A 12057-nucleotide genomic window follows, 5' to 3' on the forward strand; every position below is an offset into this window, starting at 1 on the left:
TTTTAATGATCTGCCACAAAGTGGCCCGGACTCACTTCACGCAGCTCAGGCACTTCGCCGTCTTTGGCTGTAGGCACCTCGTATTTCACGGCCATTTTTTCGTTTGCCGTACGCGGATCGGGAATCGGGATGGACGACAGCAGCGCCTTCGTATATGGATGCAGCGGATTGTCGTACAGCTCGTCGCTTTCCGCCACTTCGACCAGGCGGCCTCTGTACATGACGCCGATCCGGTCGGAAATGTGGCGCACCATGGACAAATCATGCGCAATAAACAAGTACGTCAGCCCGAACTCCTCCTGCAAATCTTCCAGCATATTGACCACCTGCGCCTGCACGGACACGTCCAGCGCCGAGATCGGTTCGTCGCATACGACGAAATCGGGACGCACGGAGAGCGCCCGCGCGATCGAAATCCGCTGCCGCTGCCCGCCGCTGAATTCATGCGGGAAACGGTACAGATGCTCGCGCTTGAGCCCGACCTTTTCCAGTAAGCCGGCCACGAATTCTTTCCGCTCATCGGCTTTTTTATAAAGGCCGTGGATATCAAGCGGTTCCCCGATCAAGTCCAGCACGCTCATGCTCGGGTTCAGTGAGGAATACGGGTCCTGAAAAATCGTCTGAATCCGCCGGCGGAACGGCTTGAGCTGCTTGTCCCGCAGCTTCGACAGGTTTTGCCCGTCAAAATAAACTTCCCCGTCCGTATAATCATACAGTCGGATCAGGCAGCGGCCGACCGTCGATTTGCCGCTCCCGGATTCGCCGACGAGACCGAACGTCTCGCCCTTGCGGATTTGAAAGCTGACGCCGTCCACGGCTTTCAGCACCTCGCCGCCTTTCGTGAAATGTTTTTTCAGGTTTCGCACGTCAACCAGGATCTTTTCGCTCATTGGCCTGCCTCCTCCTCACCTAGCGCCTCTTTCAGCGTCTTCTTGTCCTGTACGAGCCAGCACAAGGAACGGTGGCCTTCCCCAAGGTCCGCCGCAGGCGGCAGCTCCGAGCATTTGCCGAACGCGTACGGGCAGCGGTCTTGGAACGGGCAGCCGGGAGGCGGATCGATGAGGTCCGGCGGCGAGCCTTCGATCGGCACGAGGCGCTCACGGTTTGCGCCTACGCGCTTCGGCAGCGAACGCAGCAGCCCTTGCGTGTACGGATGACCGGTCCGGTAGAAAATATCCTCGACCGTTCCTTCTTCCATGACCATCCCGCCGTACATCACTACGACACGGGAGCAGACCTGCGCAACGACGCCCAGGTCGTGGGTGATGAGCAGGACGGCCGTATCCGATTCTTCCTTCAGCTGCTTCAGCAAATCGAGGATTTGCGCCTGGATCGTCACGTCAAGCGCCGTCGTCGGTTCGTCGGCAATGAGCAGCTCCGGATTGCAGGAGAGCGCCATCGCGATCATGACCCGCTGACGCATCCCGCCGCTGAATTCATGCGGGTATTGCTTGACGCGGCGCTCCGGCTCGGTGATGCCGACTTTGCGCAGCATGTCCACCGCTTCCTGCAGCGCCTCTTTTTTGCCGAGTCCGCGGTGGCGGCGGATGACCTCCGCCATTTGAAAACCGATCGTCTTGACCGGATTGAGCGACGTCATCGGATCCTGAAACACCATCGCGATGCGGTTGCCCCGGAGCTTCCGCCACTCGCGTTCCGTCAGCCGGCCCAAATCCTCCCCTTGGAAACGGATTTCGCCTTCCGTGATTTTCCCCGGCGGCGCGATCAGCCCCATGACCGCCTTGGCCGTGACGCTTTTGCCGCTGCCGGATTCACCGACGATGCCGACCGTTTCGCCGGCGCCCACGTGAAAGCTGACGCCGCGCACCGCTTGGTTTTGCCCGTCCCTGGTTTGGAATGAGACCTTGAGCCCATCGACGGTTAGCAGTTGTTTTGTCATCTTGGTTTCTCACTCCTTCATCGCCTTACGCCGGCGGTTTATCTTTTGCCAAGCTTCGGTTCGAGACCGATCCGCAGAATATCGCCAAGAATATTGAAGCAAAGCACGGTCACAAAAATAAGCAAGCCCGGGAACAGCGCCATATACGGCGCGTTGACCACGTAACCCTGCGCCCCGTTCAGCATGCTGCCCCATGTCGCATCCGGCGCCTGTACGCCAAAGCCCAAAAAGCTAAGGGACGACTCCATCATGATCGCCGAAGCGATGTTGTTGGTGGCGCTGACGATGATGACCGATAAAAGTCCGGGCAAAATATGCTTCCAAATGATCCCGAATGCACTCTGGCCCGACGCCTTGGCGTACAGGACATATTCCCTCTCCTTCAGCGCCATCGTCTCCGCCCGGACGACCCGGGCGATGCTCATCCACATCAGCAGCGAAATGATGACGATGATGTTGCCTACGCTCGGTTTTAAATACACGCTGAGCAGCAGCAGGATCAGGAAAGACGGAATCGACATAATGATATCGAGCAAACGCATCAGCAGGCCGTCAAGCCATCCGCCGAAATATCCGCTGATAATACCGACCGTTACGCCGATGACCGTCGCAAAAATCATGGACAGAAAACCGACGGACAGCGAAACTCTGCCGCCGTAAAGCGCCCTCGTGAACGTATCCCGCCCGTAATCGTCGGTGCCGAACCAATGCGCCTTGCTTGGCGGCTTGAGCCGCTCCAGCGCATTGATCTGGTTCGGATCCTTGGAGGACAGAAACGCAAAGATCGCGGCCAGCGCGATGATGAATAATAGAATGACGGCGGCGATCCCCAGCTTGTTTCCTTTAAGCTCACGGGCAACATTTATCCATTTACTCCGTTTCATGAGATCACCTCGATGTTGTTTTAATTCTCGGATCAACGATGCCGTATAAAATATCCGCGAGCAAATTACCCAGGATCAAGAGAACCGACGAAAACAGCGTAATGCCCATAATGATCGGGTAATCCATGCCCTTGACCGCCGTCATGCCAAGCGAGCCGATGCCCGGCCACGAAAATACCGTTTCGGTAACGATCGCCCCGGCAACCAGATCGCCCAAAGACATGCCGACCAGCGTAATGACCGGCAGCACGACGTGTTTCAGCACATGCCGGAACAATATGATCCGTTTGGCCGAACCGAAAGCGTATTGGATTTGCACATAGTCTTCTTTCAACTGGCTGATCGTGCTGGAACGGATATACCGTACATAGACCGTTAAAAAGCCGATCGCCAGCACCGTACAAGGCAAAATGCCGTGCCTGATGACGTCAATCGCGGAATTCATGCCGATCGTGCGCATCCCCATGCTTGGCAGCCAGTGCATTTTAATGGAGAAAAAGTACATCAGCAAAATCGCCACCCAAAAAAGAGGAAGCGAAATGCCGATGTAAGCGACCATGTTGACCAGCTTGTCCACCCAGCGGTTGCGGTTGGCTCCCGCGACCAAACCGAGCGGAATCGCCAAAATGACGGCCAGCGCAATCGCCGATCCCATGAGTCCGGCCGTTGCGGGCAAGCGCTCCAAAATCTGCCCCAGCACCGGTTTATGGTTCACGAGCGAATAGCCGAAATTCCCCGTCAAACAATTTTTAAGCCATATGAAATATTGAATGTATGCGGGCTTGTCCAAGCCGAGATTATGCCTGACGCGTTCAATGTCCGCCGCATGCATATTCGGTGTAACAAAAGAACGCACGGGGTCCCCGGGCGCCGCTTTCACCAAAATGAAGCAGACGATCGACACAAAAAACAGCATCGGCACGGTTTGCAACAATCTTCTGACGATCAGTCTTTTCATGCTTTTAGTCCCCTAGCTTAACATCCTGATTTTAAATATGCCTACTGACGAATCAATTTCATCATACCGTTAGCAGCTTTAATCAAAACGATATATAGATCAAAACGGTTCATTTGTCTATATATCGTTTCGTTATCGCATGTTTTATCCATTATGAAATGGATTCTGACGGCAGTTGAAAAAAATAAAGCTGGTTCCGGCACCGGCAGGCGGGTCCTCCCGCCGAATCCGATGCCGGATGACCGGCCCTCATTGTCGTCTATCTTCCCGGGCTTGACGCCCGGATTCGAGTGAAACCCTTATTTCTGGTACAGCTTGGACGGATCTTCGAAGATCACGACCGGCTTCAGCACCGCTTCGTCCAGGCCGCCGAATTTTTTATCCACGGCCACGATCGTTTTCGTATAGGCAATCGGGTAGATCACCGCATCGGCCGCAATCGTTTCCTGCAGTTTCTTGTAGATCTCTCCGCGTTTGGTTGTGTCGGCTTCGCCGGCGCCTTCCTGGAAGAGCTTGTCTACTTCCGGGTTCGAGTAATGCGCATAGTTGGAGTCGCTTCCCGTCGTGTACAAAATGCTGTATGCGTCAGGATCGAAGCCCATGATATAACCGCCGACGGTCAGTTCGTAATCGCTGGTTTCCGGATTCGTAAACTTGTCGCTGAACGCCGATGCATCCATCGATTGGATTTCCACGTTGACCCCGACGTCTTTCAGCTTTTGCTGTACGTAAAGCGCGATCGCTTCCTGCGCCTTGTTGCCGCTTGTCACGATGAAGCGCAGCGTTTTGCCGACGACGCCGTTTTTCTGCAGCAGTTCTTTCGCTTTTTCCACGTCGTTGTCGTACGTCGTTACGTTGTTGTCGTGATACAGGCCGTCCGGGGTCACGAAGGATTTGGCCGGATCGGCGTAATCAGGCGAAGTGTAGGCCACTTGAATCAGCTCTTCGCGGTTCAAAGCATAAGATAAGCCTTCTCTCACTTCTTTGTTCTTCATCAGGCCCGTGTCGCTATTTTCGTTAAACAGCATGTAAGCCAGACGGCCTTCGCTGTAGTTCTTCATTTCGAAATTGCCTGTCGCCTCGATCGTCGCAGCATCCTGCGGGTCAACGTATTTGATGTTGATTTCGCCGTTTTGCAGGGCGAGGTTCGACGCGTTGGCGTCCTTGGAAATGCGGTACGTGATCGTATCCAGGTGCGGCTTGCCGCCGAAGTAGTTGTCGAAACGCTCCAGCGTCACGTATTCGCCGGTTTTGTATTCCTTGAACTTAAACGGGCCGGAGCCGATCGGCGCATTGTTTTTAGGGCTCTTTTCGATATCCGCTTCATGCTCGAAAATATGCTTCGGAATCGGCGTCACCTGTACAAGCGTCGCTTCAAACGCCGGGCTGACCTGCGGCAGCTTGAATTCGACCGTCGTGTCGTCGACTTTTACCGCCTTGATCGGTTTGCCGTTAATGATAAAGTTGCTTCGGAGCATGCTGTTTTGCTTCGGATCGAGAATTTTGTCGATGGTGAACACCACGTCGTCCGCCGTCAATTTCTCTCCGTCATGCCAAGTCAGGCCGCTTTTGAGCTTCAGTGTATATGTCAGGTTATCTGCGGACGGCTCCAGGCTGTCGGCGAGATAAAAAGTCTTTTTGCCGTTGTTGACTTGGAAAAGAGGTGCAAAAAGGGCTTGGTCAATCGTCAGGCTGACGCGGTCCCCTGCATAGTTCGGGTTCAAAATGACCGGATCAGCCTGTACCCCGATAATCAGATTGCCTCCGTCTTTAGGCTGGTCGCCGGATGCTTGCGATGCGCCGGAAGACGAAGCGTCCGAAGGCGCTGCCGAATTGCCGGCGTCCCCGGAGCATGCCGTGACCAGCATGGTCAATAAGGCTAAAATAATGACCCCCGAAAAATATTTGCGCATGATGTTTATCCCCCACTCTCTGTAGACTGCTTTCAATTGTATATCGGATTACTAGGAATTACAATCCTTACCCGATGCCTACATGTTTTTCCCAATTTAGTCTTTTAACTGACTAAAATCTCTACTAACTTTATTTTAGTGTTAAACTGTAAAAAATGCTATAACAAATTTTCGAATTTTGTCGAAGTTTCGTGTCGAAATTGGGTGGTTTTATAAGAAAAAAAGCCTCGCCGACTTTTATCGGCAAAGCCAACATATCCGGACGGGCTTTTTCAGGTATTTGATGCCGTACCGCGATCGCTTGCAAGCCGACCTGCATCATAACTGCCTGGAGACGACGCCAAACACTTCCCGGACGCGGTTCAGCAATTGGTGCACATAATCGGCATCCGGCGAGCGCCGGGCAACGATCCCCAACCTCCTCACACCGATCCATACGGCCCAAAGATCGATCTCCAGCTGATCCCATGCCGTCAGGGGAACGACGCTTCGGTAGCCTTCGAATAAGGCAGGAAATCCTCTATATCGCTGCCCATCGTGAAGTTTGAAATGCCCCAGATCGTATAAAGGGCTGCTTCCCTGAATCTCACCAAAATCAATGATGCCCGTGTAGGTCCCATTGTCCTGGAAAATATGCGAATCGTCGAAATCCCCATGAACGAGCCGCGGTTCATATCTGCTCATCAGCGGAAGCCCGCGTTCCATGATCCTGCGAATGATGGAAGCCTCCTCTTTGTTGATTAGCTTTTCCGATAAAAATTGCACGTCGTCCTCCAAAAATTCCAGCAGCTGTTCATTCGCAGAACGATTCTCCCCCCGCAATACCGACTTGTCTTCCTCCCGCCCTCTCCTGATCCAGCCAAAACCCTCTACCGGTATCCCGTGCACTAAGGCAATCTGGCTGCCGGCATCCAACATGACCCGTTCGTATGATTCTTGAGACGTTACCCGTCCGGCATGCGCCCCGGGGATTTCCCGCACCAGCATCACGGACAGGCCCAGCTCCTCATGAACAGGCTCAAAATGGAGCACTTCCGGAACCTGCACGCCTTTTTTTCGAAGCAGTTGATGGACGTGTACCTCGGGGGCAAAGCTCATGTCCTGCTCCGGAAGAATCCGCAGATAAAAAACTTCGTCTTTAGCATTAATTCGGTATACGTAAGTGGAGATGCCCGACCGTTCCCTCTCGATGCGAAAGTCAGTCGTTCGCAAATATTGGCGGACCAGCTCGGAAACCAGCCCGACCTTCGGTTCTTGTTTTTTGTTCACCACGCAGCCCTCCCCAAGTTTTTCTAGGAAGGATTGTAAACGATGAACGCGCGTTTCTCCCGGGAAAGTTTATTTATAATGAAAGATGACGTCTTGGCAGGCACCCCCTGCAAAAACACATAAAGAAAGAGAAGCGCATCAGATCATGCACTCCTCTTCACGGGGTTGATTATTCTTTCGTAAATTCAATCGTGCTGCGTACAGTGTCGATCGGACGAACCAACTTTTCGATTTGTTCGCGTTTCGGCTCAAGGAACGGAGGCAGCGACAGCTTTTCGCCAAGCGTTTCATACGGCTCGTCGCCCATGAAGCCCGGACCGTCTGTCGCGAACTCGAACAAAATTTGCGGCGCCACCCGCGCGTACAGCGATTCGAAGAAGTGGCGGTTCACATAACCGGAAGTCGAAAATCCGAACTGTTCCATACGTTTGATCCAGTGCTCCAGCACGGTGCGGTCCTCGACGCGGAAAGCCGCATGGTGAACAGTGCCGAAGCCTTGGCGGGACGGCGGCAGCACGGCATTGTATTCGACGACGACCTGCGCCCCGTTGCCGCCTTCGCCTACCTCAAACAGGTGGAAGGAGCCCTCTTTCGCAATTTCCTTGAATTCCATCACTTTCTCCAGCATTTCTTTGAAATATTCGAAGTTTGCGATTCGTACAAAAATCGGGCCAAGACCCGTAATCGCGTATTCCAGCGGAATCGGTCCTTTTTGCCATGGCGTTCCGGACGGTACGCCCTTGTTGTTTTCATCGGAGATGAGCTGATACTGCTGATCGTCAAAGTCTACGAAAGACAGCGTCTTTTTCCCGAACATCTCTTGAATGCCGAAATGCTTGACGTCCAAGCGGTCGAACCGTTTTACCCAATAGTCCAGAGCCGCATCGCTGGGCACCCGAAACGAAGTCTTGGAGATTTCATTCGTGCCGTGAACCCCTTTCGGAATGCCCGGAAAATCGAAAAACGTCATATCCGTGCCCGCGCTTCCTTTATCGTCGGCAAAAAACAGGTGGTACGTTTGAATGTCGTCTTGATTGACGGTTTTCTTCACCAAACGCATACCCAGCACATAGGTGAAAAATCGATAGTTTTTTTCAGCGCTGCTCGTGATTGCCGTGACGTGGTGAATTCCTTTTAATCCATTCATGTGAAACTCCTCCTTAAAATTAATTTTCCCAATCGGGGGATTTAAATTATGTGAATCGACGCCGATAACTTTTAATAAAGAATCTTTAATTCGAGATAAATATACCACGCAAGATCCTTATTGTCAACTCCCTCGGCGAGGTGGTCAAAAGGCATGTGGACAAGGGCCGGCACGGTTGCCTGAAGACCAGACAGATAAGGCCACCCCTTCGAGGGATGGCCTTTTGCCGTGAACCGCGTTATTCTGTCAGACTTGCTTTCGAATCCGGAACTTTATCGGCGCGCCGGGCGAACCAAGTGGCCAGCAGCGAACCGGAAATGTTGTGCCATACGCTGAAGATCGCGCTTGGAACGGCCGCTACCGGACTGAAATGCGCCGAAGCGAGCGTCGCCCCGAGGCCGGAGTTTTGCATGCCGGTTTCGAACAATACCGCTTTGCGTTTGCTTAGGTTCATTCGGAACAGCTTGGCGAACAAATAACCCAGCGCATAACCCAGCAAGTTGTGCAGGATAACGACGGCAAAAATCAGCAGCCCGCTCTCGATAATTTTCGTTCTGCTGCCGCTGACGACAATCGCCACAATGAGCACGATCGCCAGCGTGGATACGAGCGGAAGGGCTTGGGCGCTTGCTTCGGCCTGTTTTTTAAACAAAGCCTTGACGATGACGCCGAGAATGATCGGCAAGATCACAACCGTCAAAATATCCTTGATCAGCGCGCCGGCGTCAATCGGCATCCAGCGACCCGCCAGCAGGCTGATCAAAGCCGGCGTGGCCAGCGGAGCGACCAGCGTCGACACGGACGCGATCGATACGCCCAGCGCGACGTCGCCTTTCGCGAGCAGCGTCATCACGTTAGACGCCGTACCGCTTGGGCAGCAGCCGACGAGAATGACGCCCACGGCGATGTCCGGCGGCAAATTCAGCACCAGCGCCAGCACGTAAGCAAGCAGCGGCATGATAATAAAATGGCCGACGACGCCAATCAGCACTTCAAGCGGACGGCGGAATACTTCACGGAAGTCGGCGGAAGACAACGTGAGCCCCATGCCGAACATCACGATGCCTAGAAAAAGAGATACGTACCCCTTTAAAGGGGTAAAGACCTCGGGCATAAAAAAACCGAAACAAGCGAACAAAATGACCCAGACGGAAAACGTTCCTCCGACAAAACGGCTTACTTTTGCTACGGCGTTCATAGCCTAACCTCACTTCCCATGTCACGTCAACGTAGAGTATTAGGCATCATTTTACGCCGATATGAAGAAATTGACAATGGTAAAAATTTCATATAATGACTTGCCGACTGAACTAAGACCAAATGAAAAAAGAGAGGCATCATGCCCCTCTCTCCGATTTTATTCCTGCGGTTCGCCCGCCGCTTCCCATTTCGCTACTTCCTCGCGCACGATCGGCGCGACCTTCGTTCCGAGCAGCTCAATGGCTTTCATCACGTCCTCATGCGGCATGCTGCCTACAGGCACGTGCAGGAAAAAGCGGGTAACGCCCACCCGTTTGCGGAGGTGGATGATTTTCCGGGCCACCGTCTCCGGATCGCCGACATACAGCGCGCCCTCGAAGCTGCGCGCCATATCGAAGCTGCTGCGGTCATAAGGGCCCCAGCCCCGCTCCCGGGCGAGAATATTCATGCTGTATTGCGTCGAGGGGAAAAATTTATCCGCAGCAAGCTCCGTATCCTCCGCGACGAAACCATGCGAATGGGAGGCGACGGGCAGCTTCGAAACGTCATGTCCCGCATGAGCGGCCGCTCTTTTGTAAAGCTGTACCAGCGGCGCAAACTGCGTCGGTCTGCCGCCGATAATCGCCAATACGAGCGGCAGGCCCAGAAGACCCGCCCTCACGACCGACTCCTGGTTGCCGCCGCTCCCGATCCAAACCGGAAGCGGATCCTGAACAGGCCGCGGATAGACGCCGCGATCGTGGATTGCCGGCCGGTGTCCGCCCTTCCAGGTCACCTTCTCCGAAGCCCTGATCTTAAGCAGCAGCTCCAATTTCTCATCGAACAACTCGTCGTAATCGTTCAGATCATAACCAAATAGCGGGAACGATTCGATAAAAGACCCTCTGCCTGCCATGATTTCGGCCCGTCCATTCGAAATGCCGTCCAGCGTGGCGAAGTCCTGGAATACCCGAACCGGATCCGCGGATGACAGCACCGTCACCGCACTCGTCAGCCGAATCCGCTTCGTCTGCGGCGCCGCCGCCGCAAGCACCATCGCCGGCGAAGAAACGGCGTAGTCCTTCCGATGATGCTCTCCGACGCCAAAGACGTCAAGCCCCACCTGATCCGCAAAAATGATTTCCTCCACGACCTCCCGAATGCGCTCGGCATGGCTGAGCACCTTGCCGGTGCGAACATCCGGCGTCGTTTCCGCAAAAGTACTGATTCCGATCTCCATGGGCAGCCCCTCCCTTATCCATATATGTTTCGCCGCCAGGCAGCTTAAACATATGTATTTTAATAATTGATATCTTCATATTGAACTATTTGGCGGAGTTTTTCAAGCATCGGATTTTCTTCTATATATTATGATGGCTTAGCTTCCTCGTAAAATGAACCGGGCTGGGAAACATGGCCATGCCTGCTATTTTTGCGATGTCCAACCCGCCCCCCCCCCTTTGTCTTCCAATTATCAAACGTTTTATTTAAACACGCGAAGGCTGAGCCTTGCCACCCCATCTTCCATCATTTGGTACAAAACCAATTCAGCATGACGTCGTCCAACTATACGAAGAGAAATGTTGGGAACTCTTAACATCAGTCAACAAGGAGATGAAAGTATGTCAAAAAGCAAAGCGTTGCTTCTTTCTCTATTAACGGCCTCGCTCCTGCACGCCGCCCCGACGCATGCGGCAAATGCGGCTTATGTTCAGGAAGAAGCCAAGCCGGTATCGATTTTTCTGGACGGGCGCCAGCTTCAGACTGAAGTGGAGCCTTACAACGTAAACGGTACCTTGCTCGTTCCGATGCGCGGGCTGTTTGAGGCGGAAGGCGCCAAATTAACCTGGGATAACGCCACCAAAACGGTCACGGCCCAAAAAGGGAATATGACGCTGGTGTACCGCATTGGCGAACATGCCGCTTCCTTAAACGGAAAAACTTTATCCGTCGCGGTTCCCGGTCAAATTGCGGACGGGTATACCTTGATCCCGCTGCGTTTTGTCAGCGAGGCGTTCGGAAGCACCGTCAAGTGGGACCAAAACGCGCGGACGGTCCGCATCACCTCGGCGATCGACGCCGAAACGTCCATTTTATGGGGAGTAAATCTGCGGGACAAGCCCGACGTCGATAAAGGCGCTTCGCTTTCCATGCTGAACGCCGGAACAAAGGTTCATGTCCTTCAGGAGGTCAATGCCTCGTGGCTGAAGGTGCAAACGCCGGACAACCGCATCGGATACATATCCGCCAAACCGAAATACACCGATTACACGAGCCCAAGCCTCGCCGAACTGCAGGGAGACGCGCTGATCGCTTACGGCAAAACCTTTTGGGGCGCGCCGTATGTTTTCGGGGCTTCACCGGATCAGACGAAAACGTTCGATTGCTCCTCCTTCGTCAAACGCGTGTTCCAGGACACGCTTTCGATCGATCTGCCGCGCGTGTCGTATGAACAGGCCAAGGTCGGCAAAGAAGTTCCTTTGGATCAGCTGCGCAAAGGGGACCTGCTCTTTTTCTCCGCGCGTGATTTGCCGATCGGCCATGTGGCCATCTACGCAGGCAATAACCAAATCCTGCACACCTATTCCAAAGAATTGGGCGTTCACATGGAAGCCTTTGACGGACAGTGGAAAAAACGGTTCGTCACCGCGCGGAGAGTGTTTTAGGCTTCTGTCCTTGTACAGTATGAAGGGCCGTCTGCGGACGGCTCTTTTTCTTTTTCCCGGTACCTAAGCTTTTTCGGCGTATTTTTTGCATGTAACCTGAACCCGATTTTTCCGTATATAGGCATATGTACTCTGAAAACC

General features: G+C 53.6%; 10 protein-coding genes. 1 reads left to right on the forward strand and 9 read right to left on the reverse strand.

Annotated elements, in window-relative coordinates; genetic code table 11:
• Positions 1-2 precede the first annotated feature (2 nt).
• The 9 genes from RJP21_RS08260 to RJP21_RS08300 form a co-directional block, all read right to left on the reverse strand.
• The gene (locus RJP21_RS08260; RefSeq protein WP_310858864.1) at positions 3-890 is read right to left on the reverse strand and encodes an ABC transporter ATP-binding protein; all 888 of its coding nucleotides are present in this window, start codon (positions 888-890) and stop codon (positions 3-5) included.
• The gene (locus tag RJP21_RS08265; protein ID WP_310858865.1) at positions 887-1900 is read right to left on the reverse strand and encodes an ABC transporter ATP-binding protein; all 1014 of its coding nucleotides are present in this window, start codon (positions 1898-1900) and stop codon (positions 887-889) included. The genes RJP21_RS08260 and RJP21_RS08265 overlap by 4 nt, the downstream gene beginning before the upstream one ends.
• A 38-nt stretch (positions 1901-1938) precedes the next feature.
• Positions 1939-2784, reverse strand: a complete 846-nt coding sequence (locus tag RJP21_RS08270; protein WP_310858866.1) for an ABC transporter permease — start codon at positions 2782-2784, stop codon at positions 1939-1941.
• Positions 2785-2788: 4 nt separating this feature from the next.
• Positions 2789-3742, reverse strand: coding sequence for an ABC transporter permease (locus RJP21_RS08275; protein WP_310858867.1), 954 nt, complete (start codon positions 3740-3742; stop codon positions 2789-2791).
• Positions 3743-4041: 299 nt separating this feature from the next.
• Positions 4042-5655: an ABC transporter substrate-binding protein gene (locus tag RJP21_RS08280; protein WP_310858868.1), complete on the reverse strand. Its 1614-nt coding sequence runs from the start codon at positions 5653-5655 to the stop codon at positions 4042-4044.
• Positions 5656-5973: 318 nt separating this feature from the next.
• Positions 5974-6924, reverse strand: a complete 951-nt coding sequence (locus RJP21_RS08285; protein ID WP_310858869.1) for an aminoglycoside phosphotransferase family protein — start codon at positions 6922-6924, stop codon at positions 5974-5976.
• 169 nt (positions 6925-7093) lie between these two features.
• Complete coding sequence (locus RJP21_RS08290) at positions 7094-8071, reverse strand: ring-cleaving dioxygenase (protein ID WP_310858870.1); 978 nt, start codon at positions 8069-8071, stop codon at positions 7094-7096.
• A 238-nt stretch (positions 8072-8309) separates the two neighbouring features.
• Entirely contained in the window at positions 8310-9269 is a 960-nt protein-coding gene (locus tag RJP21_RS08295) for a bile acid:sodium symporter family protein (RefSeq protein ID WP_160042934.1), read from the reverse strand.
• A 159-nt stretch (positions 9270-9428) separates the two neighbouring features.
• A complete protein-coding gene (locus RJP21_RS08300; RefSeq protein ID WP_310858871.1) occupies positions 9429-10490 on the reverse strand; it encodes an LLM class flavin-dependent oxidoreductase in 1062 nt (353 codons plus the stop codon).
• 382 nt (positions 10491-10872) lie between these two features.
• Between RJP21_RS08300 and RJP21_RS08305 the strand changes: the two genes are divergently transcribed.
• Positions 10873-11916 (forward strand): C40 family peptidase, encoded by a 1044-nt coding sequence (locus RJP21_RS08305; protein WP_310858872.1) that lies wholly within the window; start codon positions 10873-10875, stop codon positions 11914-11916.
• The last annotated feature ends 141 nt before the right edge of the window (positions 11917-12057 follow it).

It is taken from the genome of Paenibacillus sp. VCA1 (genome assembly GCF_031583795.1).
GTDB lineage: Bacteria > Bacillota > Bacilli > Paenibacillales > Paenibacillaceae > Paenibacillus_AQ > Paenibacillus_AQ albilobatus.

What these genes read in the sequence shown, in the direction of transcription:
- RJP21_RS08260 (WP_310858864.1), bottom strand. Translation starts at nt 890, where the DNA reads ATGAGCGAAAAGATCCTGGTTGACGTGCGAAACCTGAAAAAACATTTC.
- RJP21_RS08265 (WP_310858865.1), bottom strand. Translation starts at nt 1,900, where the DNA reads ATGACAAAACAACTGCTAACCGTCGATGGGCTCAAGGTCTCATTCCAA.
- RJP21_RS08270 (WP_310858866.1), bottom strand. Translation starts at nt 2,784, where the DNA reads ATGAAACGGAGTAAATGGATAAATGTTGCCCGTGAGCTTAAAGGAAAC.
- RJP21_RS08275 (WP_310858867.1), bottom strand. Translation starts at nt 3,742, where the DNA reads ATGAAAAGACTGATCGTCAGAAGATTGTTGCAAACCGTGCCGATGCTG.
- RJP21_RS08280 (WP_310858868.1), bottom strand. Translation starts at nt 5,655, where the DNA reads ATGCGCAAATATTTTTCGGGGGTCATTATTTTAGCCTTATTGACCATG.
- RJP21_RS08290 (WP_310858870.1), bottom strand. Translation starts at nt 8,071, where the DNA reads ATGAATGGATTAAAAGGAATTCACCACGTCACGGCAATCACGAGCAGC.
- RJP21_RS08295 (WP_160042934.1), bottom strand. Translation starts at nt 9,269, where the DNA reads ATGAACGCCGTAGCAAAAGTAAGCCGTTTTGTCGGAGGAACGTTTTCC.
- RJP21_RS08300 (WP_310858871.1), bottom strand. Translation starts at nt 10,490, where the DNA reads ATGGAGATCGGAATCAGTACTTTTGCGGAAACGACGCCGGATGTTCGC.
- RJP21_RS08305 (WP_310858872.1), top strand. Translation starts at nt 10,873, where the DNA reads ATGTCAAAAAGCAAAGCGTTGCTTCTTTCTCTATTAACGGCCTCGCTC.